General features: G+C 72.5%; 25 protein-coding genes and 1 pseudogene. 9 read left to right on the top strand and 17 right to left on the bottom strand.

The window, feature by feature from the left end:
• Positions 1 to 7: 7 nt before the first annotated feature.
• Positions 8 to 1,285, bottom strand: coding sequence for a beta-ketoacyl-[acyl-carrier-protein] synthase family protein (locus ACIRJP_RS01585; protein ID WP_404167042.1), 1,278 nt, complete (start codon positions 1,283 to 1,285; stop codon positions 8 to 10).
• 198 nt (positions 1,286 to 1,483) lie between these two features.
• On the opposite strand from ACIRJP_RS01585, the gene ACIRJP_RS01580 reads away from it, so the two are divergent.
• Positions 1,484 to 2,779 carry a hypothetical protein gene (locus ACIRJP_RS01580; protein ID WP_404167040.1) on the top strand — a complete coding sequence of 432 codons (1,296 nt, stop codon included), beginning with the start codon at positions 1,484 to 1,486 and terminating at the stop codon, positions 2,777 to 2,779.
• A 36-nt stretch (positions 2,780 to 2,815) separates the two neighbouring features.
• Here ACIRJP_RS01580 and ACIRJP_RS01575 read toward each other — a convergent pair whose 3' ends face one another.
• The 7 genes from ACIRJP_RS01575 to ACIRJP_RS01545 all read right to left on the bottom strand — a co-directional run bounded on the left by ACIRJP_RS01575 (position 2,816) and on the right by ACIRJP_RS01545 (position 9,115).
• Positions 2,816 to 3,748 (bottom strand): carbohydrate kinase, encoded by a 933-nt coding sequence (locus tag ACIRJP_RS01575; RefSeq protein WP_404167038.1) that lies wholly within the window; start codon positions 3,746 to 3,748, stop codon positions 2,816 to 2,818.
• A gap of 366 nt (positions 3,749 to 4,114) precedes the next feature.
• Positions 4,115 to 4,606 (bottom strand): ABC transporter substrate-binding protein, encoded by a 492-nt coding sequence (locus ACIRJP_RS01570; protein ID WP_404167627.1) that lies wholly within the window; start codon positions 4,604 to 4,606, stop codon positions 4,115 to 4,117.
• Between the two features lie 52 nt (positions 4,607 to 4,658).
• A complete protein-coding gene (locus tag ACIRJP_RS01565) occupies positions 4,659 to 4,913 on the bottom strand; it encodes a type B 50S ribosomal protein L31 (protein WP_404167036.1) in 255 nt (84 codons plus the stop codon).
• 145 nt (positions 4,914 to 5,058) lie between these two features.
• The gene (locus ACIRJP_RS01560) at positions 5,059 to 5,940 is read right to left on the bottom strand and encodes an ABC transporter substrate-binding protein (protein ID WP_404167034.1); all 882 of its coding nucleotides are present in this window, start codon (positions 5,938 to 5,940) and stop codon (positions 5,059 to 5,061) included.
• Between the two features lie 164 nt (positions 5,941 to 6,104).
• Complete coding sequence (locus ACIRJP_RS01555) at positions 6,105 to 7,139, bottom strand: alpha/beta hydrolase (protein ID WP_404167032.1); 1,035 nt, start codon at positions 7,137 to 7,139, stop codon at positions 6,105 to 6,107.
• Positions 7,140 to 7,287: 148 nt separating this feature from the next.
• The gene (locus tag ACIRJP_RS01550) at positions 7,288 to 8,064 is read right to left on the bottom strand and encodes a hypothetical protein (RefSeq protein ID WP_404167030.1); all 777 of its coding nucleotides are present in this window, start codon (positions 8,062 to 8,064) and stop codon (positions 7,288 to 7,290) included.
• 163 nt (positions 8,065 to 8,227) lie between these two features.
• Positions 8,228 to 9,115, bottom strand: a complete 888-nt coding sequence (locus ACIRJP_RS01545) for a LysR family transcriptional regulator (protein WP_404167028.1) — start codon at positions 9,113 to 9,115, stop codon at positions 8,228 to 8,230.
• Between the two features lie 80 nt (positions 9,116 to 9,195).
• On the opposite strand from ACIRJP_RS01545, the gene ACIRJP_RS01540 reads away from it, so the two are divergent.
• Positions 9,196 to 10,461: an MFS transporter gene (locus ACIRJP_RS01540; protein WP_404167026.1), complete on the top strand. Its 1,266-nt coding sequence runs from the start codon at positions 9,196 to 9,198 to the stop codon at positions 10,459 to 10,461.
• On the opposite strand, the gene ACIRJP_RS01535 is transcribed toward ACIRJP_RS01540, so the two are convergent.
• Positions 10,451 to 10,768 carry a cupin gene (locus ACIRJP_RS01535; protein WP_404167024.1) on the bottom strand — a complete coding sequence of 106 codons (318 nt, stop codon included), beginning with the start codon at positions 10,766 to 10,768 and terminating at the stop codon, positions 10,451 to 10,453. The two genes, ACIRJP_RS01540 and ACIRJP_RS01535, sit on opposite strands and share 11 nt — an antisense overlap.
• A 73-nt stretch (positions 10,769 to 10,841) precedes the next feature.
• The gene (locus tag ACIRJP_RS01530) at positions 10,842 to 11,324 is read right to left on the bottom strand and encodes a GNAT family N-acetyltransferase (RefSeq protein WP_404167022.1); all 483 of its coding nucleotides are present in this window, start codon (positions 11,322 to 11,324) and stop codon (positions 10,842 to 10,844) included.
• 213 nt (positions 11,325 to 11,537) lie between these two features.
• Here ACIRJP_RS01530 and pgm point away from each other — a divergent pair, with 213 nt between their 5' ends.
• Positions 11,538 to 13,178 carry a phosphoglucomutase (alpha-D-glucose-1,6-bisphosphate-dependent) gene (gene pgm / locus ACIRJP_RS01525; protein WP_404167020.1) on the top strand — a complete coding sequence of 547 codons (1,641 nt, stop codon included), beginning with the start codon at positions 11,538 to 11,540 and terminating at the stop codon, positions 13,176 to 13,178.
• 46 nt (positions 13,179 to 13,224) lie between these two features.
• Here the strand turns inward: pgm and ACIRJP_RS01520 are convergent, their stop codons facing one another.
• Positions 13,225 to 14,892, bottom strand: a complete 1,668-nt coding sequence (locus ACIRJP_RS01520; RefSeq protein WP_404167018.1) for a PHP domain-containing protein — start codon at positions 14,890 to 14,892, stop codon at positions 13,225 to 13,227.
• Between the two features lie 170 nt (positions 14,893 to 15,062).
• Positions 15,063 to 15,470: an alkyl sulfatase C-terminal domain-containing protein gene (locus ACIRJP_RS01515; protein WP_404167016.1), complete on the bottom strand. Its 408-nt coding sequence runs from the start codon at positions 15,468 to 15,470 to the stop codon at positions 15,063 to 15,065.
• 82 nt (positions 15,471 to 15,552) lie between these two features.
• Between ACIRJP_RS01515 and ACIRJP_RS01510 the strand changes: the two genes are divergently transcribed.
• Positions 15,553 to 16,869 carry a DUF2254 family protein gene (locus ACIRJP_RS01510; RefSeq protein ID WP_404167014.1) on the top strand — a complete coding sequence of 439 codons (1,317 nt, stop codon included), beginning with the start codon at positions 15,553 to 15,555 and terminating at the stop codon, positions 16,867 to 16,869.
• A gap of 36 nt (positions 16,870 to 16,905) precedes the next feature.
• Here the strand turns inward: ACIRJP_RS01510 and ACIRJP_RS01505 are convergent, their stop codons facing one another.
• Positions 16,906 to 17,298 (bottom strand): hypothetical protein, encoded by a 393-nt coding sequence (locus ACIRJP_RS01505; protein WP_404167012.1) that lies wholly within the window; start codon positions 17,296 to 17,298, stop codon positions 16,906 to 16,908.
• A 55-nt stretch (positions 17,299 to 17,353) separates the two neighbouring features.
• A pseudogene (locus tag ACIRJP_RS01500) lies at positions 17,354 to 17,782 on the bottom strand (MFS transporter); the annotation flags it as partial.
• Positions 17,783 to 18,027: 245 nt separating this feature from the next.
• On the opposite strand from ACIRJP_RS01500, the gene ACIRJP_RS01495 reads away from it, so the two are divergent.
• The 3 genes from ACIRJP_RS01495 to ACIRJP_RS01485 all read left to right on the top strand — a co-directional run bounded on the left by ACIRJP_RS01495 (position 18,028) and on the right by ACIRJP_RS01485 (position 21,372).
• On the top strand, positions 18,028 to 18,639 hold the full coding sequence (locus tag ACIRJP_RS01495; protein WP_404167010.1) for a TetR/AcrR family transcriptional regulator: 612 nt from the start codon (positions 18,028 to 18,030) through the stop codon (positions 18,637 to 18,639).
• An 86-nt stretch (positions 18,640 to 18,725) separates the two neighbouring features.
• Positions 18,726 to 20,429, top strand: a complete 1,704-nt coding sequence (locus ACIRJP_RS01490; RefSeq protein WP_404167008.1) for an acyl-CoA dehydrogenase family protein — start codon at positions 18,726 to 18,728, stop codon at positions 20,427 to 20,429.
• Between the two features lie 91 nt (positions 20,430 to 20,520).
• A complete protein-coding gene (locus tag ACIRJP_RS01485) occupies positions 20,521 to 21,372 on the top strand; it encodes a hypothetical protein (RefSeq protein WP_404167006.1) in 852 nt (283 codons plus the stop codon).
• A gap of 42 nt (positions 21,373 to 21,414) precedes the next feature.
• Here the strand turns inward: ACIRJP_RS01485 and ACIRJP_RS01480 are convergent, their stop codons facing one another.
• From ACIRJP_RS01480 to ACIRJP_RS01470, 3 genes are read right to left on the bottom strand one after another with little or no spacing between them, the layout of a single operon-like run.
• Complete coding sequence (locus ACIRJP_RS01480) at positions 21,415 to 22,038, bottom strand: DUF6629 family protein (protein ID WP_404167004.1); 624 nt, start codon at positions 22,036 to 22,038, stop codon at positions 21,415 to 21,417.
• Between the two features lie 51 nt (positions 22,039 to 22,089).
• The gene (locus tag ACIRJP_RS01475) at positions 22,090 to 23,199 is read right to left on the bottom strand and encodes an XdhC family protein (RefSeq protein ID WP_404167002.1); all 1,110 of its coding nucleotides are present in this window, start codon (positions 23,197 to 23,199) and stop codon (positions 22,090 to 22,092) included.
• 26 nt (positions 23,200 to 23,225) lie between these two features.
• Positions 23,226 to 23,525 (bottom strand): DUF1876 domain-containing protein, encoded by a 300-nt coding sequence (locus tag ACIRJP_RS01470; protein ID WP_266734871.1) that lies wholly within the window; start codon positions 23,523 to 23,525, stop codon positions 23,226 to 23,228.
• 289 nt (positions 23,526 to 23,814) lie between these two features.
• Here ACIRJP_RS01470 and ACIRJP_RS01465 point away from each other — a divergent pair, with 289 nt between their 5' ends.
• Both ACIRJP_RS01465 and ACIRJP_RS01460 read left to right on the top strand, forming a co-directional pair.
• The gene (locus tag ACIRJP_RS01465; RefSeq protein ID WP_404167000.1) at positions 23,815 to 24,645 is read left to right on the top strand and encodes a PP2C family protein-serine/threonine phosphatase; all 831 of its coding nucleotides are present in this window, start codon (positions 23,815 to 23,817) and stop codon (positions 24,643 to 24,645) included.
• A 69-nt stretch (positions 24,646 to 24,714) separates the two neighbouring features.
• Entirely contained in the window at positions 24,715 to 25,710 is a 996-nt protein-coding gene (locus ACIRJP_RS01460; protein WP_404166998.1) for an MASE1 domain-containing protein, read from the top strand.
• Positions 25,711 to 25,919: the final 209 nt, after the last annotated feature.

Here is a 25,919-nt window from a genome sequence, read left to right as displayed (position 1 = left end):
AGAACGATCAAGCAACGGCGAGGACACCCGGGTCCGTCCGTGACGGGCCGTCCGCGTCGGCGCGCTGGAAAGCAAGTACGACATTGTGTCCGCCGAAGCCGAAGGAGTGGCTCAGCGCCCGCTCCACCGGCTGGATCCGGGCTTCCTTGACCACGCAGTCGAGGTCGAACCCGTCCGGCAGCGAGTCCAGGTTGGCGATCGGCGGGACGAGCCCGTGCTCCAGGGTCAGGACGGTGGCGACCGCTTCGATCGCCCCGGACGCCGCGAGGGCGTGCCCGAGGACGCCCTTCGGTGCGGTCACCGACGGCCGGTGCGGGAAGAGCTCGGAGATCAGCGCGGTCTCCATCGCGTCGTTGAGCTGCGTCGACGTGCCGTGCGCGTTGATGTGGTCGACCTCGTGGGCCGCCCAGCCCGCCTCGCGCAGCGCGGCCTCGACGGCCTTGCGCGCGCCGCCGCCCTCCGGGTCCGGGGCCGTGGGGTGATGGGCGTCGGTGCTGGAGCCCGTACCAGTCAGCAGTGCCCGCGGCCGTCCGCCCCGGGCGTACGCGTCGGCCGTCCGTTCCAGTACGAGCACGGCGGCCCCCTCTCCGATCACGAACCCGTCCCGGTCCGCGGCGAACGGTCGCGACGCCCCCGCCGGATCGCCGGTGCGCAGCGAGAGTGCGCCCATTCCCGCGAAGGCGCTCACCACCAGCGGGGTGAGCACGGCCTCCGCGCCGCCCGCCACCACCACGTCACACCGGTCGTTCAGCAGCAGGTCGCGGGCGACGGCGACGGCCGTCGCCCCGGACGCGCAGGCGGTCGCCGGGGCCAGGCTGGGGCCGTGGGCCCGCAGGGCGATGGCCACCTCCCCGGCGGCCGCGTTGGGCATCATCATCGGGACCAGCAGCGGTGACACCGCGTCCGCTCCGTGCTCGTCGAGCCTGCGCACGTTGTCGACGAGCACGGACACCCCTCCCACGCCGACGCCGAGCACCACGGCGACCCGGTCGCCGTCCCACCGCTGGGGCGACAGACCGGCGTCCGCCACGGCCTGGCGGGCGGCGACCAGCGCCATCTTCACGAACCGTGCCATCCGCCACACCGAACGCCCGCCTACCGCCGCGTCCAGGTCGATCCCGTCCACCGGACAGCCGAAGTCGACCGGCAGTCCGGCCAGTTCCTCGCAGCCACGGGCCGTGGAAACACCGGCGCACAGCCCCTTCCAGAAGGTGTGCTCGTCCGCGCCCGCCGACGTCACCAGCCCCAGCCCGGTAACCGCGACGCCTGCGTCAGCCCTCGCCATGTCCGCCCCCTCCTGCGTAATCGATCACGCCTACTGGTTGTCGAACGGTCGTAGCCCCGGCAAGGATGCGCCCAATGAGCCGAAAGTGTCACCGATACCTCCGGTGGGCCGAACGTTGCCGCACGCCACGGTGACCGTCCTCACCCGTTCGGGCCGACCCGCCGTGCCGTGTGCGGTGGCAGGCCGTTCCCTGGGGGGATGGAAGCGGACCACGATCAGCCGAAGCACCCGCGGGACAGTTCCGAGCTGGAGGAGCTGCGTGCCAGGGTGGCCGTGCTGGAGGACCGTGCCCCGGCCCGGCACCGTCCGCGCGCCCGTTCGTTCCTGGCCGTGCTGCTCGTCCTGGTAGCAGCCGTTCTCACTCCGCTGAGCATCGTGTCGTCGTGGGCGAAGAACCAGATCGGCGACACCGACAACTATGTGGCCATGATGGCGCCGCTCGCCTCCGACCCCGATGTGCAGGCCGCGGTGACCGATCGCGTCACCGGCGCCGTCATGCAGCACCTGGATGTGAAGGCCCTGCTGTCCGAGGTCTCCCCCGCGGACCGGCCGGTGCTCGACAAGGCGCTGTCGACACTGAACGGCCCCATCACCACGGGCATTTCGAACTTCGTGCACGGGACCGTGGAGAGGTTCGTCGCCAGTGACGCCTTCGCGACGATCTGGACCGACCTCAACCGGGCGGCCCAGTCCGCCGCGGTGAAGGCGCTGTCCGGGAGCGGCGGCGGGGCCGTGAAGCTCACCACCGACACCGTCACCATCGACCTCGCACCGGTCATCGACCAGGTGAAACAGCGTCTCGTCGACCGGGGGCTGGGCATCGCGGCGAAGATCCCCGAGGTCCACACCGATTTCACGGTGCTCACCTCCGATTCGGTGGGCAAGGCCCAGAGGTGGTTCCGGGCCCTCCAGATCATCGGGTTCTGGCTGCCGTTGGTCACTCTGGTGCTGGCCGCGGGCGGGGTGCTCCTCGCGGTGCGCCGCCGCCGCGCCCTGATCACGGCGGCGCTCGTGGTCGCGGCCGGCGCCGCGGTACTCGGCCTGGCGTTGTGGGTGGGCCGGGCTTTCTATCTCGACAGCCTGCCGTCCGGGGTATCGCAGCCGGCGGCCGGTTCGGTCTTCGACGCCCTGGTCGGTCAGATGCGCGCCGTGGTACGCATGGTCGTCACGCTCGGCATCGTGGTGGCCCTCGCCGCCTGGCTCACCGGTGACGGCCGCGCCGCCGGCCGCGTCATGGCGATGTGGAGCGGCGGCATCGGTGCCGTACGGGACGCGGCCGGGTTCACCGGCGGCCCGGCCGGCAGGTGGGTGCACCGCGCCAGGCGCCCGCTGAACTGGACGGTCGTCGTGGTGGCCACCGCGGTCCTGGTGGCGTGGGACCGGCCGACGGGCCTGGTCACGGTGTGGATCGCGCTCTGTGCGCTGTTCGTCCTCGCCGTCGTGGAGTTCCTCGACGACGACAGCAGCCCGCATCTGGCGGTGCCCGCGGGATGAAGGCTCCCGGGCACCCCGTTCCCCGGCCGGGGCGTGTCAGCTCCGGTCGAACGCCGCCTTCAGCTCCGCCCGGTCCGGCGGGTTGGCTCCGGCCCGGGCCACGGTCACCGCGGCCGAGGCCGCCGCGTGCCGCAGGACATCGGCCGTCCGGGCCCGGTCCAGCGAGCGGAGCCGCTCCCGTCCGTCCGCACCGAGCAGCCCGTGTCCCGCGAGGGCGTGCAGGGTGCCCGACATGAAGGCGTCGCCCGCCCCCACCGTGTCGACGACGTCGGTGGGCAGCGCGTCGACCGTCACCCGCCCGCCGGGCAGTACGGCCAGCGCACCGTCGCCGCCCCGGGTGACGAGGACGAGCGCCGGGCCGGTGGCCAGCCACCGCTCGGCGATCCGCTCCGGATCCTGGCCCGGATACAGCCATTCCAGGTCCTCGTCGCTGGCCTTGACCACATCGCTGAGCGCGACGCACCGCTCGACCCTGCGGACGGCCGACTCGTGGTCCCCCATCAGCTCGGGCCGCACATTGGGGTCGTAGCTGACGGTCGCGGACGCCCGAAGCGACTCCACGGCGCCGAGGACGGTGGCCGCCCCCGGTCCCATCACCGCCGCGATGGAACCGGTGTGCACGTGGTGGGGCGGCCGGTCCAGCGGTACCGGGCCGAGCGTCCAGGTGATGTCGAAGGTGTACTCGGCCCGGCCGGAGCCGTCCAGGGTGACGGCGGCGGACGGGGTGGGGGCCGTGGCGCCGTCCGTGCGGACCTCGACCCCGGCACCGGCGAGATGGTCCCTGATCAGCCGGCCGTTGTCATCGGGGCCGAGTTGGGTGAGCAGGGTGGAGCCGTGCCCGAGCCGGGCCAGGCCGTAGGCGACGTTGGCCGGGCTGCCGCCCGGGTGGACCTGGTCGGCCGCACCCGGCAGCCGGACGATGTCGGCGACGCATTCGCCGATGACCAGCAGGTCGAGTCTGTCGAGCATGGGGGCGGGGTCTCCTGGAGTGCGGTGACGAAGGTGTCCTGGTAGGCGGCGCGGCCTCCGATCATATTGAGCCCGATCCTGCCGCGTGTGTGGCGGGTGTCGGTCACATCGACGACCGGCAGGGACCGGCAGGCCGGCGACGAACGCCTCGATCCGCGCGCCTCGGGCCCCGATCCGCAGCGCGAGGCCGATGCCCGGGCGGATCAGCAGCGGTGCCTCGGCGAGCGCGGTGGTCCGTCCGCCGTCCTTGCGGAAGAGTCCGACCGTCCGCAGGTTCGGATCGAGGTTGAGGGCGTACCCGTCGGCCGTGCCGGGCGAGGCACATCGGGGATCGCCGCGAGGCCGGCGGCCGGCGAAGCCGCTCCATCACACCGCACCGGCCGGCATCGGCCGCGGCGTCCTCGTCGGGGCCCTCCTCTTGTCGCGCCACTTGCCGTAACCACCGGACAGGCCCGTGCAGTCGGCGGGCCGGGGGCAGCCGTTCACGCCGACCTCGGTGACGCTCTCGCGGTCGACTGCCTGGCTGAGCGCCTTGCGCACCTTCGCGTCGTCGAACGGCGCCCTGGTGGTGTGGATGGTCCAGTCGTCGACCATCGAACCGGTCTTCGGGTACCAGTACTTGTTGTGTTCCGGGCCCTTGGCGACGAAGCTCTTGGCCACATCGGGGATGAACGACTGCGTCCCGTCCGCCTCACCGTTGACGACGGCCAGGTTGGCGCCGTCGTTGCCGGAGAAGACCAGCACACGGATGCCTTCGATGCGCTGTTTCTCGGGCTGCCAGTACCCGGGGTTCTTCCTGAGCTCGTAGGACCGGCTCTGGAACCTCCCGTCCTTCGACGTCTCCCAGGAAGTGGCCAGCCGTCCCCCGCCCCATCGTGGAGGGCCGGGGGGACTCGGGTCCGTACGCGGGTCAGGAGGCGTCCTCGCCCCCGTACCGACGCTCGAATTTGGCGACCTGTCCCTCCGAGTCGACGACGCGCGCCTTCCCGGTGAAGAAGGGGTGGCTCTCGGCGGAGATCTCCACGTCGATGACGGGGTAGCTGTTGCCGTCGTCCCAGTCGATCATCTGCTCGCTCGACGCCGTGGACCGGGTCAAAAAAGCGTAGCCCGCCGACCGGTCGCGGAAGACGACGGGACGGTAGGAAGGGTGCTTGTCCTGCTGCATGTCTGCTCCTGGGGACGTACGGGGTCTGCGTGGGTGGTCCTGACCAGCCTCGCGAACCGGTACGTCCCGCGCGATCGGACACGTCCGTACGGGCGTCGGCCCGCACCACCCGTCCCCGCCGGCGCCGGGCGTACACCCCGCCTGCTCAGCGCCCGGCCGCCTCCATCGCGTCGGCCACTCGCGTCAGGAAGGCCGCGTGGGCGCGCGCGCTGCACACCGGCTCCGGGTTCCACGGCACCACCCGGGCGGCCCGCTCGATCGCCTGCCAGTCCGCGTGGGCCCGCAGCTCGTCGAGCGGTGTGGCGTTGGCCCTGATGTCGGCGAGGACCACCTCGGGGCGCAGGGCCGCCGCTTCCGCCCAGCCGACCGTGGACCAGTTCGCACCGGGCCCCTCGGCGGGCTCCACGAGGCCGACGCCGAGCTCGGCCAGCACCCGCAGCTCGGGCCACATCCGGGGGCGGGCGAGGTGGGTCCGTTCCTGGCCGGCCGGGGAGAGGGCGACGACCCGGGGCCCGTCCGAGCCGGCGGCGAGCGAGCGCAGCCGGTCCCGTGCTCCGTCCAGGTCCTTGGTCGCCGCCTCGGGCTCCTCGGCCCCGAGCGAGCGGGCGAGCAGGGCGAACCGGTCACCGATCTCGTCGAGGGTGCGTGCCTGCCCCACGTCGATGACGACTACCGGGACCTGCTCCTCCAGATGCTTGGCGGTCTCCGGGGCGAGCCCGTAGACATGGCCGCCGCCGTAGCTGACGGCCACCACGAGATCGGGCTCACCGCTCAGCAGGGTGTCCACGTCCAGAGTGCTGCCCGCGCCGAGGTAGCCGACCTCGGCCAACGGGAGCGAACCGGTCTTCGCCGCGTCCGGCACGGCCCGGTCGTCGTGATCGGAGCCGAATATCGTGCCGGGGCGTACGCCGCGGTCCCACAGGGTCGCTCCGGCCTGGACATAGGCGAGCACCCGCGCCGGGCGCCGCTCGGCCGTCGACAACTGTCCACGATCGTCGGAGAACTGCCACACGGAATGCTCCCTCACGTCACACACCCCTCGCCACCGGTCGCCGCACCCCGCGTTCCGGGGTCGTACACCAGTACCTGCCCAGCGGATTCCGGCGGCACCCCACCCGGTGGCAGGTCGGCGCGGATGGCGCGAAGAGGCCCGTGCACGGTTGTGAAACGGCCCCTGCCGTCACCGTTTTGTCAGTTCGGATCCGCCATCCGCCGGGAGAGCCAGGCCAGCGCGGGCGGCATCCGGTACTCGACGGAGTGGTGGCCTGCGTCGAACAGCTCGAAGCGTATGACCGCGTCGTCCACCCCGGCCTCGGCCAGGGCATCGCGGAACGCCTGCGCGCCCAGGTCGAGGAACCATTCGTCGCGGGTGCCCGCGTCGATCCAGATCGCCCGCTGGGACCGCAGCGCCTCGGCGTGCCCGGGGACCATCCGCACCGGGTCCCAATCCAGCCAGCGCCGCCAGATCTCCGGGCGGAGCGCGCCCGTTCGCGGGTCGAAGGGCAACTGGGGCGTGCCGTCCGGGGCGGGCGAGAAGCAGGACGAGACGCCGAGCAGTTCGAGCAGCCGCAGATCCTCGTCCCTGGTGAAGGCCACGCGCGAGCGGAATTCGTCCCACCAGCGGAAGATGTCGCCGTCGTAGTCCCTCAAGTGCCGTGCCGCCATGAGGAAATGGGGAATGTACTGGGCCTCCGACAGCGAGTCGCCCGAGTGCGTCGCGAAGGCGCCGAACAGGTCGGGCCTCAGCATCGGCGTGATCACCGCGCCGAGTCCGCCGCTCGACTTCCCCGCCAGCGCGCGGTGTTCGCGGTCGGCGAGCGTGCGGTAGTGGGCGTCGACCCACGGCACGATCTCCTCGCAGAGGTACGAGTGGTAGCGGCCGGTCCCCGGCGAGTCGATGTACTGACTGCCGCCGTACGTGGTCCAGGCGTCCACGAACACCAGCACCATCGGTGGGGCTTCGCCGCGGGCGAAGATCCCGTCGACGAGTTCGGGCACCGGTTGGCGGTAGGGGGTGCGGTTGCGCCAGACCGGGAGGGTGCCGGCGTAGCCGAGCAGGAGGTACGTGACGGGGTAGCGGCGCCCGGGATCGGCGTCGTAGCCGGGTGGGGTGTAGACCCAGAGCGGCCGTTGCGACGGGTCGCCGAGCGGGTTGTCACGCAACAGGGCGCTGTCCAGGACGTGTTCGTCGATACGGCCTGCGAGTTCGGTGGGCCATGGGGACATCGGAACCTCCTCGGGAAGCGGGGGCCCGATATTACTACGATTTCAAAATATACGAATCGGAAGGACCGCTGTTGCGCCGACTGCCGCCGCACGCACCGCGGGCGCGGCCGGCACCGTTTCCGGGACGGCCGCGCCCTGCCGGCGCTCTCTAGAGGTCGGGGCGGACGGCCTCGGCGATGACCTTCAGGCCGGCCACACCCGGGTTGGGGAAGAGCCCGACGTTCGGGAACGCCTTGGTCGGCACGCCCTTCCAGGCGATGTCGGTGTCGAAGAGGTGCATTCCGGCCCAGAAGTCGGTGCCCAGCTCGGAGTTGAGGTGGGCGGCCCACTGGCCGTCCATGTCCATGATCACGCGCTTGGGGCCGATCCCGCCGTTGTGCGGCACGAACTCACCCGTCGTGAACGCCTGCGGGACGCTGAAGTTCAGCATGGTCAGCTCCCCGGCGGCCCGGGGCACTGAGTCGACCTCCGGAGTGGCGAAGAACTTGCTGTCCCCGGACACCGCGAACTGGATCCAGAAGTCCTCGATGTCGTAGACCTTGCCGGTGGCGGAGACGATGCGGAAGCCCCCGGGGTAGCAGACCCGGCCGCTGGGCAGTTCGATGTTGTCGTACTTCTCCCCGATGGGCATGACCGCGGCCGTGCCGTTGTCGGCGAGCCGGATCGGGGCGATGGCGTCGATCGTGGCGCCGGCCCTCCTCAGGCCGTCCAGGAAGGGCTGCGAGAAGGTGACCTTCGCCGTTCCCTCCTTGGAGAGGTACAGGCCGGTCTCCCCCGGCTTCACGCAGCCCTTGACGGCGGCGGTGTGCTCCTGGGCCCGGATCTGCGGAGCCGACTGCGCAGCGGCGGGCACCGCCTGACCGGCCGCCAGCATGACGGCGCAGAATCCTGCGGCCACTGCGAAGGGGACAAGGGTGTAGCGCATGGCTGGTCTCCCTGAGAGACGAATGAGGCATGGCGGGCGAACGCCCGTCCAGACATCTACCAACGGCACCGGCTTCAAGATCGTCGGCATGGCACCCGGTCGCGCCGAACGGCCGATCAGGCTCATCCCAATGGTCAGACCCGGGCCTGTCCCATGCGTTCGCTCAGCCGGTCACGGCACCGGGATCGACGCCGAGCCCGGTCAGGAACGCGGCGGCGGCCGGAGTGGGGCGGAAGCGGCTCCAGACCAGGCGCTCGGTGCGCGCGGGGGCATCGCGGACGGACAGCACGTGCACGCCGGTCAGCTCCGCCGCGAAGGCGGCCGGCAGCATGGCGACGCCGAGGCCGCTGCGTACCAGCCGGACGATGAAGTCGGTGCCGCTGACCTCGAACGCCACCTCCCGGGTGAGGCCCATCGCCGCGAACGCCTCCTCCGACTGCGCACGGGCCGCGGTACCGTCCGGGTAGTCGACGAACATCTCCTGCGCCAGCCGCTCCAGCCCCGTCTCCTTCTGCCCGGCCAGGGCGTGGGTCGGTGCCACGACCGCGACCAGTTCGCCCGTGGCGAGCTCGTGATCGCTCACACCCTGGGGCCGGTAACTCGGCAGCACCCCCAGGAACGCCACGTCGAGCGTCCCGTCCCGTACCTCCTGGGCCAGGTCCTTGCTCGCTCCGTCCCGCAGCACGATGTGCACCTTCGGACAGCGGAGGTGGAAGGCCCGCAGCGCGGCCGGGATGTCGACCGCGGAGACGGTCGGGATGGAGCCGACCGCGAGGCGGCCGCGGACCTCCCCCGCCGTCGCAGCGACCTCGGCACGGGCCCGTTCCGCCGCCTCCAGCGCCTGCCGGGCCTCCGGCAGGAACACCTCGCCCGCCGCGGTGAGCCGGACCCGGCGGCTGGTGCGGTCGAAGAGCCGGGCCCCCAGCTCCTTCTCCAGCCGGGCGATCTGATGGCTCAACGCGGATTGGACGACCAGGCACCGCTTCGCGGCCCGGGTGAAGCTCCCCAGCTCCGCCACCGCGACGACGTACCGCATCTGCTGAAGTTCCATGGATCTATCGTGAACCACGATCGATCGAATGAAAAACATGTGTTGGACTCATAGGCGGCTTTCCCCCGAGGCTGGGGCACATGGCTCACACCACTCACGAAACCCGTAGCCGGGCCGTGCCCCGCACCCTGTCCCAGCCGCCCGTGCTCGGGCGCGGTCTGGTTCTGCTGATGGCGCTCGCCGCCGCCCTCTCCTGCGCCGGGAACTACTTCGCGCAGCCGCTCCTCGACATCATCGAGGGGAATCTGCACATAGGTGTCACCGCCGCGGGGCTGATCGTGACCGCCGCGCAGGCCGGGTACGCGCTGGGTCTGATCCTGCTCGTCCCGCTCGGGGACGTCATGGACCGACGCCGGCTCGCCGTGGGCCTGTTCGCCCTGACCGCCTTCTTCCTCCTGGTGACGGCCGCCGCGCCCACCGGTCCGCTGCTGATCGCCGGCACGCTGCTGACCGCGCTGACCTCGGTCGGGGCCCAGGTCGTGGTGCCGTTCGCAGCGGCTCTCGCGGCCCCGGCCGAGCGCGGCAGGATCGTCGGCGTCGTCATGTCCGGCGTGCTGCTCGGCGGGCTGTTCGGGCGCCTGGCCGCCGGAGCGCTCTCCGAACTCGGCGGCTGGCGGACCGTGTACTGGGTGAACGCGCTGCTCATGGCCGTCATGGCGATGCTCCTGCACAAGCGCCTCCCCCGCCTGCCCCGGCCGGGCGACGCGGCCGCGATGCGGTACACCGGGCTGCTGCGCTCCACACTGGCCCTGCTGCGGCAGGAACCCCTGCTGCGCCGGCGGGCGGCCATCGGCGCGTTCTCCATGGCCTCGTACAGCGTGCAACTGACCGCGCTGACGTTCCTGCTTACCAGGCCGCCCTTCCGGTGGAACGCCGCCGCCATCGGGCTCTTCGGCCTGGTGGGCGTCATCGGTGTGGTGGGCATGAACATCGCGGCCCGGCTGAGCGACCGGGGCCGGGTGCAGGTGGTGTCGGGAACGGCGGCCGCGCTCCTCACGGTCGCCTGGCTGCCGCTGCTGGCCGGTGAGTCGTCGCTGCTGTGGCTGACGGTCGGCGTGATCCTGCTGAACATCGCCCAGCAGGCGGGGCTCAACAGCAGCCAGAACGTGATCTACGCGCTCCGCCCGGAGGCCCGCAACCGGATCAACTCCGCGTTCATGACGCTCTTCTTCATGGGCGGGGCGGCCGGTGCGGCGCTCGCCTCGGTGGTCTGGTCCCGGGCCGGCTGGAGCGGCATCTGCCTCCTGGGCGGTGCGCTCGCCGCGGGCAGCCTCGTGCTGTGGATCCTGGAACGCACCCGGATGGCCTCCGCCGCGCGCCCCGGATCCGTCGCCGTCAGTCGTTGACGGCGGTCAGGAGCACCACGGCGTCCTCCAGCGCCAGCAGCCCGTGCCGCTCCTGCGGGATCGGGTGGAGCCCTCCGGCGCCCAGCTCCACATCGCCCGAGGCCGCCGTGAGACGGACCCTGCCGCGGAGCACCTGGAGGGAGGCCGCGGCGGGGGCGTTGTGCTCGTCGAGGACGGAGCCCGAGGTGAGGGCGATGACGGTCTGTCTCAGGGTTTCCTGATGCAGCAGGCGGTGGGCGCTGCGGCCGTGCGCGGAGGCTCGGGCCGCGGCCAGATGCTCGTCGGCGAGGGCATTCAGATCGTCCATGTGCCCACTGTGCCGCAGTGCCCGTCCCCCCGCGATCCTGGCGCCGGACGGCGACGCGGACCATCCGGCCGCTTCAGCCGCCGGCCGTCCACCGGTACCGGACGTCCGGCTCCCGCTCCTCGTTGCGGTCCCCGTCGTCGAACGAGACGGCGGTGAACCCGTGCCGCTCGTAGAAGGCCCGCGCGTCCGTGTTGCGCTGGAAGACGTACAGCGTGAGCTCGCCGGCCGCGAGCCGGCGCACCTCGGCCAGGAGCAGCGAGCCGATGCCCCGGCGCCGTACGCCGGGGAGCAGATAGAGGTGTTCCAGCTCGGTTCCGTCCAGGGAGGCGAAGCCCAGCAGCTCCCCGGCTCCGGTCTCGGCGACCCGCACCGTCGTCCCGGGCATCACCACATGGGTCATCCAGGCAAGGGTGTCCTCGTCGCTGTGCACCTTCGGCAGATACGGCATCGACGCGGCGCGCGAGTCGAGGAAGAGCCGGGTCAGCGGACCGGCGTCCTCGGCGGTGGCCTCACGCAGCAGCACCCGTCCGTCCGGTTCGGAAGCGTTCGGTGACATCTCGTCCCTCCTGGTCCGGCCGCGAGCCCGCCGCTGTATGCGGTCCGCGGTGAACTGCTCGTATGCGCGGACCGAACCTATGCCGGGGCCCGTCGGGACCGCCAGCGGGATTCGGCCCGTCCGGGCGGGGCAGTCGCGGACCGGCGCGGGCCACCCGCAAAAATGTGACGGGGGAACGACCGAAGCGACCGACCGATACGGAGGAGTGGGCAGATGCCGCACGAACGAGCTGGACAGCCGGCCCGGCCGGAGGATCTCATCGATGTGGCGCGGCTGGTGACGGCGTATTACGCGCTGCACCCGGACCCGGCCGATCCGGACCAGCGGGTGGCGTTCGGCACCTCCGGTCACCGCGGGTCGGCCACGGCCACCGCGTTCAACGAGGATCACATCGCCGCCACCAGCCAGGCCATCAGCGAGTACCGGGCGATGCAGGGCACCGACGGGCCGCTCTTCCTCGGCGCCGACACCCATGCGCTCTCGGAGCCGGCCCGGGTCACCGCCATCGAGGTGTTCGCGGCCAACGACGTGACGGTGCTCGTCGATCCGGCCGACGGCTTCACCCCGACCCCGGCGGTCTCGCACGCGATCCTCGGCCACAACCGGGGCCGGACGGCAGGGCTCGCCGACGGTGTGGTGGTCACCCCGTCCCACAACCCGCCCGGCGACGGCGGGTTCAAGTACAACCCGCCGAACGGCGGCCCGGCCGGGTCCGGTGCCACGGGCTGGATCCAGGAGCGGGCCAACGAGATCATCGCCGCCGGGATGAAGGACGTGCGCCGGCTGCCGTACGCCCGCGCACGGGCGGCGTCGACCACGGGGACGTACGACTTCCTCGGCAACTACGTGGCCGACCTGCCCTCCGTGCTCGATCTGGACGCGGTGCGCGCGGCCGGAGTGCGCATCGGTGCCGACCCGTTGGGCGGTGCGTCGGTCGCGTACTGGGGCCGGATCGCCGAGCAGCACCGGCTCGATCTGACGGTCGTCAATCCGTTGACGGACCCCACCTGGCGGTTCATGACGCTGGACTGGGACGGAAGGATCCGGATGGACTGCTCGTCGCCGTACGCGATGGCGTCGCTGATCGGGCAGCGCGACCGCTTCCAGATCGCGACCGGGAACGACGCCGACGCCGACCGGCACGGCATCGTGACGCCGGACGCCGGGCTGATGAACCCGAACCACTACCTCGCCGTCGCCATCGACTACCTGTACGCCCACCGGGAGCAGTGGCCGGCCGCCGCGGGGGTCGGTAAGACGCTGGTCTCCTCGGGGATGATCGACCGGGTCGCCGCCGGTCTCGGCCGTGAGCTGGTCGAGGTGCCGGTCGGCTTCAAGTGGTTCGTCGACGGCCTGGTCGACGGCTCGATCGGGTTCGGCGGCGAGGAGTCCGCCGGGGCCTCGTTCCTGCGCCGCGACGGTTCGGTGTGGACGACCGACAAGGACGGCATCATTCTGGCGCTGCTCGCCTCGGAGATCCTCGCGGTGACCGGCAAGTCCCCCTCCGAGCAGTACGCGGCGCTCACAGCCCGGTTCGGTGAGCCCGCCTACGCCCGGATCGACGCTCCCGCCGACCGTGAGCAGAAGGCGGTCCTCGCGCGCCTCTCCCCCGAGCAGGTCACCGCCGACACGCTGGCCGGTGAGCCGGTCACGGCCGTGCTGACCGAGGCGCCCGGCAATGGCGCGCCGATCGGCGGCATCAAGGTGACCACCGAGAACGCCTGGTTCGCGGCGCGCCCCTCGGGCACCGAGGACGTGTACAAGATCTACGCGGAGTCGTTCCTGGGTGCCGGTCATCTCGGCCGGGTGCAGGAGGAGGCCAGGGCCGTGGTCTCCGCGGCGCTGGGATCCTGAGAACGGCCGGGGCGGCCCGCGGGCCGCTCCGGCCGTTCTCGCGGGTTCAGCGCACCACGTCCACGAAGACCGGGTTGGTGTAGAACCAGGTGTCCAGCCACGGGTTGCCCCGGCCCGGCTCGTGCGGCAGCGGGCCGTGCGGGTCGATCGTCGCCCCGAGGAATCCCGTCCCGTGGCGCTTGCCGTCGCTGCCGCGCAGCCGCAGGTAGAACGGCTCGTCGGCGCGGCCGACCGGGATGCGCAGGGTGTACGTACCGCGGCGGCCCGAGACATCGGCGGTGTGGGCGAGCCGGGTGTCGGGGGCGTGCCAGTCGTCGCGGTCGGCGGCCGGGCCGCGGACCGCGCCGCGGATGACGTCGACGTGCTCCAGGCGCGGCAGCACACCGTACGGGTTGCGGCGGGAGGCGGCGGTCACCGTGACGGTGAGGGTGAGCCGTTCGCCGCGCCGGGCGCGCAGCCGGCCGCCGAGGGTGGCGCTGTTGCCGTGCTCACCGCGCACCTTGACGTCGATGCCGTCGATGAGATGACCGTGGTCGACCCAGACCCGGCCGGCCCGCAGTCCCTCCATCACGTTCCGGTAGCCGTACCGCGTGACGCCGACGTGCGTACGGCTGAACTGGCCGGGCCAGAAGTCGCCGCCGGGCTGCGGTTCGGTGGTGTCGTACGGGTCGGGCAGGTGGCCTGTGTTGTCGAAGTTCTGTCCGGGCGGCCACTCGCCGTTGACCCAGGTGTCCTGGGCGACGCGGTGGACGTCGGAGTTGGAGGTGATCGTGAAGAGCTTGCCCTCCGCCAGCATCGCGTCCCACAGTCCGCCGACGGTCGCGGTGGCCCAGTCGAAGCCGCCGTAAGTGACGTACGCCTCGCGCGGGTAGCCGGGCCAGGAGTCGGCGGACGGTGAATTGCTGTACTCGCCGCGGACGTTGGTGTCCGGGTGCCAGCCCGGGATGGCGCCGGCCTGGGCACCGGGGGCGCCCTCCATGCCGATCATGATCCCGGGGGCGGCGTCGCGCCAGCCGCGCATCTCGTGCGGGGAGTCGATGCCCAGGCGCATGGGGTGGTTGGCGAGGACGAGTACGTCGTCGACGTAGCGGGTGCGGCGCTGTTCGGCCAGCCATTCGAGGGCCTTGACCGCGTGTGCCTCGTTGCGCGGGGTGTCGGGGTGCGTCGGGGCGCCGGCCGTGTAGCCGAGCAGCTTGCCGTCGAAGGCCTCCTCGAAGCGGGTGAGGAGGTCGACCTCGTGCCGTCCGGGGGGCGAGAAGACGGTGCAGTGCTCGGCGCCGGGGATGTACCACTCCAGCCCCTGGAAGATGAGCATGCGCTTGTTCTCGGCACGGGCCCTGAGGATCTCCTGGTGCTCCCGGGCGGCACCGAACTCGGCGTGGCCGATGTTGCTGTGCTCGGTGAAGACCATCCAGTCGAGACCGAACTTCTGCCCTGCGGAGGCTAGTTGGGAGAACGTGTACTTGGCGTCGTGGCTGTAGACGGAGTGGTTGTGGTGGTCGCCGACCAGATAGACGAGATCCGGGGCATGCCCGTGCCCGTGGGACCGGCCTCCCGGGCTGTCGGCCTCCGCGGGCAGCGGCAGCGAGGCGGCGGCGAAGGCCGCACCGAACAGACCGGCGCGGCGCATCAGCCCTCGGCGGCTGAGGCCCTGCGGGTCGAGCCGCTCCGCGCGAACCTGGGGGTCGGCCCATTCGGGCACGGGGTGGGACATGACGCGTCGTTCTCCTTCGTGCGGGCGGCAGCGGTCCGGGGCTGGACCGAAGGGCCGCCGACAGAAGGATTTCCTGATTCCGGATCCGTCCGGTGAACTCCGGGCGAAGTGCGGGGGTCGCACCCGTGGCACCCGGGCGCGAGCGCGCGGGATTCACCGGACGGCGGTGTTCACGGCGTGACGATGGCGAAGCCGGGGTCGGGCTCCGCGAGGTGGCCGAGCAGTTCGTCCACCTTCGCGAGATCGCCGTCGGCCTTCGCCCTCCCCTGCTCCACCAGATCGGCGAGGGGTGTCTCACCCAGGAGCAGCGCGCGCAGGCCGTCCTCGTCGAGCGTCACCTCGACGTCCGGCTCGCAGGACGCGGGCCCGGTGCCCGCCACATGGGTGAGCACACCGTTGCGCAGCCGCGCGCAGACTCCTCCGGCGTGCGGCGCGGCACGATCGGGGTGCTCCGAACGGGGGACGCGAGGGCGGTACCGGAACCCGGTGACGTACGGCCGCCGTCGCCCGCCCGGAGCATCGCGGCTTGTGGGACCCGCGGCGGAGTTCCACGATGGCGGTCCTGGAAGCGACGGCATCGGGGACGGACATGGGCAACGGCACGGGCATGAGCAGCGCCGCACCCCCGCCCCGCCCCGCACTCCCCCCGCACGCCCCCCGATGACTCCGCCCGTCCGTGCCCGGGGCCCCCGCCGCAGCAGAAGCTCCCATCGGGCCCGCAACCTGCGCAGCCGCGCCGCGGCCGCTCTCCTGGTCGTGCTCGGCGCCTTCCTCGGCTGGGCCGTACCCGTCTGGGAGCGGCATCTGCCGTCGACAGGACTGGGGTTCGACGCGTCCACGGCGCAGGCGACCCTCGCCGCCATCGCCGGCGGCATGATCACGCTCGCAGGTTTCATCGTCACGGCGATCACGCTCGTGATCCAGACCGTCCAGTCGATGTCTCCCCGGCTGGTCGCGGCGCTGGGACACTTCAGCCGGTACCTCGTGCTCTTCGGGCTCCTGATCGGCACCGCCCTGTACGCGCTCGTGGCCCTCAGCCAGGTGAGGGAATCCCACGTCCCCCGGGGAAGCGTCACCTTCGCCGTGGGGCTGGTGCTGGCCGATTCCGTCGTGGTGCTCCGCCTCCTGGCCTCCCTGCGGCATGCGGTGACCGGCGGCGGGCTCTCGCGCGCGGTCGGCGAACGGCTCCGTACCGTCATCGACCAGGCGTATCCGCCGGGGCCCGCGGTGCCCTCGCCGCCCACCGGTGACGCCGACCGTGCCGTCCGTGTACCTGTCGTCCACGGGGGCGGGCCGGCCGTACTGCTCTCCGTCGACGAACCGAAGCTCGTACGGATCGCCGCCCGCCACGATCTGCGGATCCGCTTCGTACACGCGAGCGGGGACTTCGTGGGGGCCCACGACACGGTCGCGTTCCTGGAGCCGGCACACGGCCGGGGCGGCGCGGGCACCCGCCCGGCGAAGCGCGTCGCCGACTGCGTCCGGTACGGTCCCAGCCGCACCGTGGAGCACGACGCCCCGTACGGGTTCCGGCTGCTGGCCGACATCACGGTCAGGGCTCTCTCACCGGCCGTGAACGACCCGACGACGGCGGTGCAGTCCCTGGACCAGATCGAGGACGCGCTGCTGAGACTGTCGCAGCGCTCCCTCGGCGACGTCTGGCTGCTCGACGCGACCGGCACCCCCCGGGTGTCGTACCCCTCGCCCGGCTGGGAGGACCTCGTCTCCCTCGCCCTGGACGAGACTCTCATGTACGGGTCGTCCAACCCGCAGGTCGTCCGGCGCCTGCGGGCGTTGCTGGAGCGCGTGGCCGCTGCCGCGCCGCCGCCGCGCAGAGCGGAACTCGCCCGGCGCAAGGCCGCGTTGGAACGCCTGTCCTCGGCGGCCCTCCCCGATCCGCTGCTGTCGGCGGTGGCCGGTGTGCCCGATCGCCAGGGTCTGGGCGGATCGGCGCCCCGGGACGATCCCCTCGGCTGAGGGCGGAGGGGCGAGGGCGGACGGTCAGCCGTCGGATCACGAGGCCACCGGCCGGCTGTCGCCTTCCATGGTGTGGTCCGGAATCAGGGAACGGATGCGGGGTCTCGGCGAGGGCAGCAGCCAGAGCAGCGACAGGGCTCCGCCGACGGCCGCGACGAGGAGGGTCGCCCGCAGACCGATGAAGGTGGCGAGCAGCCCGCCGACGACGGCGCCGACCGGGCGTACGCCGTAATTGATCGTGCTGCACGCGCCGGCCACGCGGCTGCGCATGCCGTCCGGGATCACCGCGGCCTGGAGGGAGTTGAGGTTGACGTCGAACAGCATGACGCCGAAGCCCGAGAGGAACTGGGCGGCGGCCGGGGCCCCGGCCCGGAGCCAGAGCGGCCCGTCCGCGGCGGCGGCGATGGCGATCGGCGCCGGGAACAGCACCGCCCATGACGATGCCGCGCCCCACACCAAAACGTCGCGAGATCCTCGGGGCGAGCACGGAGCCGAGGAGGGAACCGGTCGCGCCGGTCCCGAACGCGATGCCGATCACCGCGGCGGAGAGTCCGAGGCTCCGGTCGGCGAACAGCACGAACAGCCCGCTGCCCGCCACGAAGGTGAAGAAGTTGACGGTTGCCGCGCAGCCGAGTCCGGCCCGCAGCACCGGGTGCCGGACGACGAAGGCCAGGCCGTCCCTGCCGCGCCGCAGCAGCGACGACGTCTCCGTTGCGGCGGGCGGTGGTTCCTCGACCGGAACGCTGCCGATCAGGACCGCCGACACCAGGAAGGTCAGGGCGTCCACCACGACGGCCACGGGCGCGGTGAGCACCTGGACCAGCGGGCCGCCGATGGCCGGGCCGACGACGTACGAGGCGGACCGCGCGGCGCTGAGCTTGCTCTGGGCATCGATGTAGGACGCGCACGGCACGCGTAGGTACGGGATCCGCACCTGCTCCGGCACTCTTGCCGCTACGAGCAGGACGTTGAAAGCGGCCTTGTCCTCAATCCGGGCGGAGGTTGCTGTCGGCGCACGAAGAACGGCGGCCAGGCGGTGTTGAACGTCCGGACCCGTGCGGGACGGCCCGGCACACAGCGGCTGCGCGCCGGGCCATTGCCCCCGGACAGCAACAGTGGTTGGCTGGACAACAGAAGATATGAATCGGGGTTCAGACCATGGCCTACCGACCCACCGCCCGCACGGAGGCGACCCGGCTCGCCCACCGTGAACGGCTGCTCGACGCCGCTCGGGAGCTGCTGGCGGAGGGCGGATACCCGGCAACCGGCGTCTCCGCGCTCGCCCGCCGGGCCGGCGTGGCCACCGGCAGTGTGTACAACCACTTCGCCTCCAAGCAGGAACTGCTCGCCGCGGTCTTCCGGCATGTCGCGGGCCATGAGCTCGGCGCGGTACGGGAGGCGGTGCAGGCACGGCACGGCGCCACCGATCAGCTGCGCGCGCTCGTCGAGGTCTTCTCCTACCGCGCGCTGCGCAGTCCGCGTACGGCCTGGGCGCTGCTGGCCGAACCGGTCGACCCGCTCGTCGAGGAGGAGCGGCTCACCTACCGGCGCGGCTACCACATGCTCGCCGAGGCGGTCATCGTCGCCGGTATCTCGGCAGACGAACTGCCCCAGCAGAACGCGCAGTTGTCGGCCGCCGCCGTGATCGGGGCGGTCGGCGAGGCACTGCTCGGCCCGCTCTCGCCGGTCGGATCGCGCACCGACCCGGAGCCCGTCGTGGAGAGCATCACCGCGCTGTGCCTCAGAGCGGTCGGGGCCGGCGGTTCCTGAACCCGGGCCACCCCCTGCCGTACCGGCTCGCCCCGAATCGATTCCCTCGCCGCCCCGACCCTCTACCCAGGACAGGATCACCCGCCATGACCGTCACCCAGCACCCAACCGACCTGCGGCCCGGGGGCCCCGCTCCGCACCCCACCCACGAGGTCACCAACCAGGCACCGCCCCGGGTGGACCTCGACGAGTACGGCACCAACCTGCCGCTCGCCGAAGCCGTCCGTACCTTCGGGGCGGCCTGGCACGAACCGGAGCTGCACGAGATCGGCGCTCTGGTCGGCTCCGAACACTTCCAGACCGCCACGGAGCTCGCCCACAACTCGCCGCCCGTCCTGCGCACCCACGACCGGTACGGCAACCGCGTCGACGAGGTCGAGTTCCACCCCGCGTACCACGAGATCATCGGCAAGGCCGTGCACCACGGCACGCACACCGCGGGCTGGGCCGACCCGAAGCCCGGGGCCGCGGTGGCCCGTGCGGCGTCCTTCATGCTGTTCGCCCAGATCGAGCCCGGCCACGCCTGCCCGATGTCCATGTCGCACGCCGTGGTCCCGGTCCTCCAGCGCGACCCGGACGTGGGCCGGGACTGGCTGCCGGGCCTGCTCAGCCGCGCGTACGACCCCCGCCTGATCGCCCCGGGCGAGAAGTCCGGGCTCACCTTCGGTATGGGGATGACGGAGAAGCAGGGCGGCTCCGACGTACGCGCCAACACCACTCGGGCCGTCCCAACGGCCTCCGACCCCGAGGGCCGGGCCCATCTGCTGACCGGGCACAAGTGGTTCTTCTCCGCCCCGCAGTCGGACGCCTTCCTGGTGCTGGCCCAGGCCGAGGCCGGGCTCACCTGCTTCCTCGTGCCGCGGGTCCTGGCCGACGGCACCCACAACACGGTCCGGATCCAGCGGCTGAAGAACAAGCTGGGCAACAAGTCGAACGCCTCCTCCGAGGTGGAGTTCGACGGCACCTGGGCGGTACGGGTCGGCGAGCCGGGCCGCGGCGTCCCGACCATCATCGAGATGGTCAACCACACCCGGCTCGACTGTGTGCTGGGCACCACCGCGGGCATGCGGCAGTCGGTGTCCGAGGCGATCTGGCACGCCCGGCACCGCAGCGCCTTCGGTGCCCGGCTGGCCGACCAGCCGGCCATGACGGCGGTCCTCGCCGACCTGGCGCTGGAAACGGAGGCCGCGACCTGGACCTCGCTGCGCCTGGCCCACGCGTACGAGAGCGGCAGCGGCGAGTCCGAGGAGTTGTTCCGCCGACTGGCCACCGCGGTCTCCAAGTACTGGATCTGCAAGCGCGGCCCGCACCACGCGTACGAGGCGCTGGAGTGCCTGGGCGGCAACGGCTACACCGAGGACTGGCCGCTGGCCCGGCGCTACCGCGAGCAGCCGGTGATGGCGGTGTGGGAGGGATCCGGCAACGTGATCGCCCTCGATGTGCTGCGGGGCATCGGACGCACACCGCAGTCGCTGGACGCCTTCTGGGCCGAGCTGGAGACCACGGCCGGTGCCAGTTCCGTACTGGACGGGCATGTCCGCCGGGTCCGCCAGGAGCTGGCCGAGGATCTGCGCGACCCGCTCGCGGCGCAGACCCGGGCGCGGGCGTCGGTCGAGGGCATGGCGCTGGCGCTGCAGGCCTCGCTGATGCTCCGTCATGCTCCCGCCCCGTCGGCCGAGGCGTTCGTGGCGGCCCGGCTCGGCGAGGGCCGCGGTCACCAGTACGGCATCCTGCCGCGCGGCACCGACGCCGCGGCGATCGTGGACCGGCACTTCGGCGCCGCGAGCTGAGCCGTAGGCGTGTGTGCCGGACCGGCGGGCCGGGGCTGCGGCTCCCGCCCGCCCGTCGCCGGGCGTGGCCGGCCGGTCTAAGGTTGGCCGCATGGAGTCGAGACCCCGCACCCTGTGGCTGCGTACCGAGCCCCTCCACGCCGTGCTCTACTTCGACCAGGAGTGCCGGGGCATCGGGAGATCCGTCGGCCTCAAGGGCTTCTGGATGGGGTACTTCGCCACCCGTACGGCCCCCATGGGGCGGATCCGCCCCGAGGCCGCCACCGCCGTCCTGGGTGTCTTCGCACCCGGCATGGTGGCCCGCGCGCTGCCCGACGCCTGGCGGGTGGTCACCCCCGAGAAGCTCACCGACCTGCGCGCCCGGCTCGCCGCGGGTGCGCTGCGCCGGCTCGTCCCGGACATCGACGCCCTCGCCGGCCCGCTCATCCCGCCGCTCGCCGCGATGGTGGCCGACGCCTCCTCGCAGGCCCGCCCGCTGTTCGCCGCCAACCGCCCGCTGTGCGACCGCACCGACCCGGTGGAGAGCCTGTGGCAACTCACCACCGCGCTGCGGGAGTTCCGGGGCGACGCACACAACGCCGCGCTCGCCGACCACGGTCTCGACGCACCCGAGGCCCTCGTGCTCGCCGCTGCCACGGGCCATGTCCCGCGCGAGGGCATCCGGCTCGACCGCGGTTGGAGCGAGGCGGAGTGGGCGGACGCCGAGGAACGGCTCCGCTCCCGCGGCCTGATCGACGCGGAGTCCGCTGCCACGCCACGCGGCCGCCAGGAACGGGAGCTCGTCGAGGACACCACCGACCGGCTGGCCGCCCGGCTGCTGCGCCCCCTCGCCGAGAGCGCGGTGGACGAACTGCTCGCCGCCCTGGAGCTGCCGGCCCGGCAGGTGCTGGCCGCGGACCTGTTGCCGTTCCCCAACCCGATCGGCCTGCCCGGGACGGTCTGACGACTGTCGTCGCACGCCCGCCAGGGACTGCGGGGCAGCCCTTCAGACACCTCCGGTCGCCGGGTCCGGGCGGGGCCGGACCAGCAGGATCACCGAGCACACCGCCGCGAAGGCGCACCACGTCGAGACGAACTCCAGCCGCCACAGTGCCGCACAGACGGCGGCCCCGACGGCGGCCAGCGCCCCGAGCCTTCTCAGCACCGGGTCCCAGGACAGGAGCAGGGCGCCGACCGTGGCCAGGACATAACCGGCGACCAGGAATCCGGAGCGGGGAAGATCGAGGGCGTAGCCGAGGGTGTGCCCGCGGATCTCGGCGGTCACCGGGCGGGTCGCCAGGCCGTACGCGAGCGCGACGGCGGTCGCCGTTCCGGCCGCGAGCGGGACCAGCAGGCGGCGCCGGGCATCCGGCGGGGCGGCGCACAGCACCCCCAGCGGGACCCACAACGGCAGCACCGGCAGGGCGATGACGGCCCACGCGAGGGTGGCGGGGCCGGCTCCGCCACCCGAGCGCCAGATCACCGACTCGATGATCTGGTGGGCGCCGAGCAGCAGCGGCAGCGCCGCGAGCGGCAGGTCGCGCACCCGGCGCACCCGCGCCACGCACCCCACCCCGATGGCCGCGATGCCCGTTCCACCTACGAGGTCGGCGCTCGCACTCCAGCACATGGTGTTCCCCAGGGACCCGGCGGTACGGAATCGTTCACTTCCGCGACAACGCTACGGGGCCGGGGGGCGGCGATGGATCGCCCCCGCCGTGTCCGTGAGCGGGCTGCCCGTGCCGCCCCAGCGCAGGGCGACGATCTCCGCGGCGATCGAGACGGCCACCTCCTCGGGGGTACGTGCCCCGAGGTCGAGGCCGACGGGGGAACGCAGCCGGGCCAGTTCCGCTTCGCCGAGACCCGTCTCGCGCAGCCGGGCCAGCCGGTCCTCATGGGTCCGGCGGCTGCCCATGGCGCCGATGTAGGCGGCCGGGGCGCGCAGCGCCACCTCCAGCAGCGGGACGTCGAACTTGGGGTCGTGGGTGAGTACGCACATCACGGTCCGCCCGTCGGTCTCCGTGTCGCGCAGGTACCGGTGCGGCCAGTCGACGACGACCTCCGCACCGGCGGGGAAGCGCCGGGCGTCGGCGAAGGCGGGGCGGGCGTCGCAGACGGTGACCCGGTAGCCGAGGAACGCGCCGATGCGGGCCACCGCTGCCGCGAAGTCGATCGCGCCGAAGACCAGCATCCGGGGCGGCGGGGCGAACGACTGGAGGAACACGGCGACGTCGTCCTCGCGCCGTTCACCGTTCGGGCCGTAGTGCCGCAACCCCGTTGCCCCCTGGGCGAGTTCCCCGCGTGCGTCGGCGGTCACGGCGGCGTCCAGGCCGCTCGCGCCGAGCGACCCCGACACGGTGTCCGGCCGGACCGCGAGGGCGGCACCGCGTGGAGCGGGTCCATCGGTCACGGTGGCGACCACCACCGGGCGGTGCCCCGCGACCGCTGCGGCGACTTCGCCGAAGGCGGGGTCGGACGCCGCCGTCACCGGGCGTACGAGGAGTGTGATCTCGCCGCCGCAGGTGAGTCCGACGGCGAAGGCGTCCTCATCGCTGTAGCCGAAGGTCTCCAGCCTGGCCCGGCCGCTCTGCACGACCTCCTTGGCGAGTTCGAGGACGGCTCCCTCGACGCAGCCCCCGGAGACACTGCCCACGACCTCGTCGTCCGGTCCCACCGCCATCGCCGCGCCGGGGCCGCGCGGCGCGCTGCGGCTGACCGCGACGACGGTGGCGAGCCCGAACGGCTCCCCCGCGGCGTACCAGCGGCCGAGCACCGGCAGGATCTCACGCATCGCGGGGCCGCCTTGCTCCCGGGGAATCAGGCCGTGCTGTCGGTCCACGCGTAGGGCGGGGCCACCGGGCCGCTCGCGGGTCCGGCGCCCACGTTCTCCAGGTCCGCGTCGGCGGCCTTCATCAGCTGGGCGGCCACGTCCTTCATGGCGCGACTGGCCGCGAGTTCGTCGCCGATGGCCGGTACGTCCACGTCCTGCGGGTTGCAGCGGGCGACCCCGTGTCCGGTGAGCTTCGTGGAGCCGGTGTCCAGCACCGCCTCCGCCTTGGTCGTCCCGTCGTCCTCGGTCAGGCCGAGGCGGAGCCTCCACTCCAGCGTGCGGGTCATCGCGCACCTCCTGCGGCCGCGTCCGGTCGCGATGCGCCGCCTCGACGCGGTCCTGCCACCAGCATCCACCCGGCCGGGCGGGTTCGCGCGTTCCGGCTCGTCCTCGGGGATCGCACCGCCGGAACTCGCCCTGCGGGGATCGCGCCGCCGAAATAGGATGCGGGATGTCGAATTTCACCGGCGGCGGGCGATGCCACCGCCCGGAATCCGGTCCGTCGGCACACCGGCCGGCCCCGTCGCGGCAGGCCGTGTGCTGTGCCGTGCGGACAACCGCAGTGCGGAGCGGCACATGAACCGGCGTCGTCCTCCCCGTTCGGCGAGTGCCGAGGAGTTGCTCACCACGCTGCAACAGCTCACCTCCCGGGCGCGCCGCGAGGTGGAGCTGCACCAGGCCCGGGTGGAATTGGCCGAGGTGCTCCAGCGCGAGATGCTCCCGGCGGCGCTGCCCGCGCGCCCGGGGCTCCAGACCGCTGCCCGTTACACGCCCGCCCGCAGCGGGCTGGACATCGGCGGCGACTGGTACGACGGCTTCGTGCTGCCGGACGGTGCGCTGGCCTTCGCCATCGGGGACGTGCAGGGACACGACGTCGAGGCCGCCGCGTTCATGGGGCAGGTCCGCATCGCCATGCGGGCGATAGCCGCCACCGCCGCGGACCCCGGCGAGGTCGTGGGCCGGACCAACGACCTGCTGGTCTCGGTGGGCTCCGGCCTCTTCGCGACGTGTACGTTCGTCCGCCTCGACCCGGTGTCCCGGGAGCTGCAGAGCGCCCGCGCCGGGCATGTCGCCGCGGTGTGGGCCACGGCCGACGGGCGGTCCGGGGTGACCAGTGACGAGGGTGGGCTGCCGCTCGGGATCCAGGCCGGCGAGCGCTATCCGGTCACCCGGCGGAGACTGACCGCCCCGGGCGCGTTCGTCCTGGTCACGGACGGGGTGGTGGAGGGGCCTTCGTTCCCGATCGACCGGGGTCTGGACGCGGTGACCCGGCTGGTGCACGCACGGGTCGGCGCCGACGCCGACGAGCTGGCCGACGTGGTCCTGCGGGCGGCGGAGCAGACCGGTCACCAGGACGACGCCGCCGTGCTCGTGGTACGGCACGGGACCGTCCCCGGCCGGTACTGAGACCGCGACCTTCCGGGTGAAGCGTGTCAAAAAGCCGCCACCCGTCCGGGGCAGTGTCTGATGAGATGCGTGATCCGCAGCGAGAGAACCAGACGTGCGGCCGCGGCCGCACTACGTGTCCTTGCCGTCACCGCTGCCTACTACGCGGCCGGGGGGCTCGGCCTCATCCGGGAGGTGTCCGTCCACGGCGCGGTCGTCACACCGCTCTGGCCGCCGACGGGCATCGCACTGGGCGCGCTGAGCTACCTGGGTCTCAGTGCCTGGCCCGGGATCGCGCTGGGCTCCCTCCTCGTCGTCGCCACGCTCAGCGGCTCGGTCACGCCGTCCACCTTCGCCGTCGTGGCGGGCAACACCGCCGCCCCGCTCTGCTCGTACCTGATACTCCGCAGAGCCGGCTTCCGCAAGGAGCTGGACAGGCTGCGCGACGGGGTCCTGCTGGTCTTCCTCGGCGCGCTGGCCGGGATGGTCATCAGCGCGACCGTGGGCACGGGCATGCTGGCGCTGAACGGGAAGCTGCCGCTGAGCGGGTTCTGGCCGGTCTGGGCGGCGTGGTGGTCGGGGGACGCGATGGGGGTGCTCGTGGTCACCCCGGTGCTGCTCGTACTGCACAGGCTGCGGATGCCCCGGACCACCGACCGGTGGATCGAGGTGAGCGCCCTGCTGCTCGTCGCCGTCACTGTCTCCCTGGTGGCGACCCGGAGCTCACTGTCGATGATCTATCTGGTCTTTCCGGTGCTCATCTGGGCGGCCCTGCGTTTCCAGCTGGCGGGAAGCGCACCCTGCGCCCTGCTGGTGTCGGTCCTGGCGGCGATCGCGGGAACGGAAGGGGTGGGTCCGTTCGAGGGGCGGACGATCCTTCATGTGATGATCGACCTCACCGTGCTCAACGGCTGTGTGGCGCTGACCGCACTGCTGCTCGCGGCGGTCGTGACCGAGCAGAGCAATATCCGGCAGAGGATCGAACGCGCCTGCGAGGAACTGGCCGAAGTGGTCGACCATCTGGCACCGGGAAGGGGGGCGGCCGCGTGGCCGCCCCGACCCGAGGACGAGCCCGACAGCCGATGAGCAGCACGCACCCCCGGCACCACTGACCGAAACAATCCGGCCAGTGGCCGTCACCACATGCGCCCTCGCTCGTTTGTTGGCCGGGGATGGTCTCCCGACAGCGCGCTGTCGCGGATGAACCTGGTGGACACGCCCAGCAGTTGACCGGCGTACATGTCCGCACACAACCCGATTCAGGTGCATTCCAAATGCCAATACTTACTCACAGA

The sequence above is a fragment of the Streptomyces sp. NPDC102437 genome, assembly GCF_044765565.1.
Classification (GTDB): Bacteria; Actinomycetota; Actinomycetes; order Streptomycetales; family Streptomycetaceae; genus Streptomyces.
Note: the sequence above shows the minus strand (reverse complement) of the source record. Positions and strands in the feature narration are given on the sequence as shown.

Coding starts and splice junctions, on each gene's coding strand:
- ACIRJP_RS01585 (WP_404167042.1), bottom strand. CDS start 1,285: ATGGCGAGGGCTGACGCAGGCGTCGCGGTTACCGGGCTGGGGCTGGTG.
- ACIRJP_RS01580 (WP_404167040.1), top strand. CDS start 1,484: ATGGAAGCGGACCACGATCAGCCGAAGCACCCGCGGGACAGTTCCGAG.
- ACIRJP_RS01575 (WP_404167038.1), bottom strand. CDS start 3,748: ATGCTCGACAGACTCGACCTGCTGGTCATCGGCGAATGCGTCGCCGAC.
- ACIRJP_RS01565 (WP_404167036.1), bottom strand. CDS start 4,913: ATGCAGCAGGACAAGCACCCTTCCTACCGTCCCGTCGTCTTCCGCGAC.
- ACIRJP_RS01555 (WP_404167032.1), bottom strand. CDS start 7,139: ATGTCCCCATGGCCCACCGAACTCGCAGGCCGTATCGACGAACACGTC.
- ACIRJP_RS01550 (WP_404167030.1), bottom strand. CDS start 8,064: ATGCGCTACACCCTTGTCCCCTTCGCAGTGGCCGCAGGATTCTGCGCC.
- ACIRJP_RS01545 (WP_404167028.1), bottom strand. CDS start 9,115: ATGGAACTTCAGCAGATGCGGTACGTCGTCGCGGTGGCGGAGCTGGGG.
- ACIRJP_RS01540 (WP_404167026.1), top strand. CDS start 9,196: ATGGCTCACACCACTCACGAAACCCGTAGCCGGGCCGTGCCCCGCACC.
- ACIRJP_RS01535 (WP_404167024.1), bottom strand. CDS start 10,768: ATGGACGATCTGAATGCCCTCGCCGACGAGCATCTGGCCGCGGCCCGA.
- ACIRJP_RS01530 (WP_404167022.1), bottom strand. CDS start 11,324: ATGTCACCGAACGCTTCCGAACCGGACGGACGGGTGCTGCTGCGTGAG.
- pgm (WP_404167020.1), top strand. CDS start 11,538: ATGCCGCACGAACGAGCTGGACAGCCGGCCCGGCCGGAGGATCTCATC.
- ACIRJP_RS01520 (WP_404167018.1), bottom strand. CDS start 14,892: ATGTCCCACCCCGTGCCCGAATGGGCCGACCCCCAGGTTCGCGCGGAG.
- ACIRJP_RS01515 (WP_404167016.1), bottom strand. CDS start 15,470: ATGCCGTCGCTTCCAGGACCGCCATCGTGGAACTCCGCCGCGGGTCCC.
- ACIRJP_RS01510 (WP_404167014.1), top strand. CDS start 15,553: ATGACTCCGCCCGTCCGTGCCCGGGGCCCCCGCCGCAGCAGAAGCTCC.
- ACIRJP_RS01495 (WP_404167010.1), top strand. CDS start 18,028: ATGGCCTACCGACCCACCGCCCGCACGGAGGCGACCCGGCTCGCCCAC.
- ACIRJP_RS01490 (WP_404167008.1), top strand. CDS start 18,726: ATGACCGTCACCCAGCACCCAACCGACCTGCGGCCCGGGGGCCCCGCT.
- ACIRJP_RS01485 (WP_404167006.1), top strand. CDS start 20,521: ATGGAGTCGAGACCCCGCACCCTGTGGCTGCGTACCGAGCCCCTCCAC.
- ACIRJP_RS01480 (WP_404167004.1), bottom strand. CDS start 22,038: ATGTGCTGGAGTGCGAGCGCCGACCTCGTAGGTGGAACGGGCATCGCG.
- ACIRJP_RS01475 (WP_404167002.1), bottom strand. CDS start 23,199: ATGCGTGAGATCCTGCCGGTGCTCGGCCGCTGGTACGCCGCGGGGGAG.
- ACIRJP_RS01470 (WP_266734871.1), bottom strand. CDS start 23,525: ATGACCCGCACGCTGGAGTGGAGGCTCCGCCTCGGCCTGACCGAGGAC.
- ACIRJP_RS01465 (WP_404167000.1), top strand. CDS start 23,815: ATGAACCGGCGTCGTCCTCCCCGTTCGGCGAGTGCCGAGGAGTTGCTC.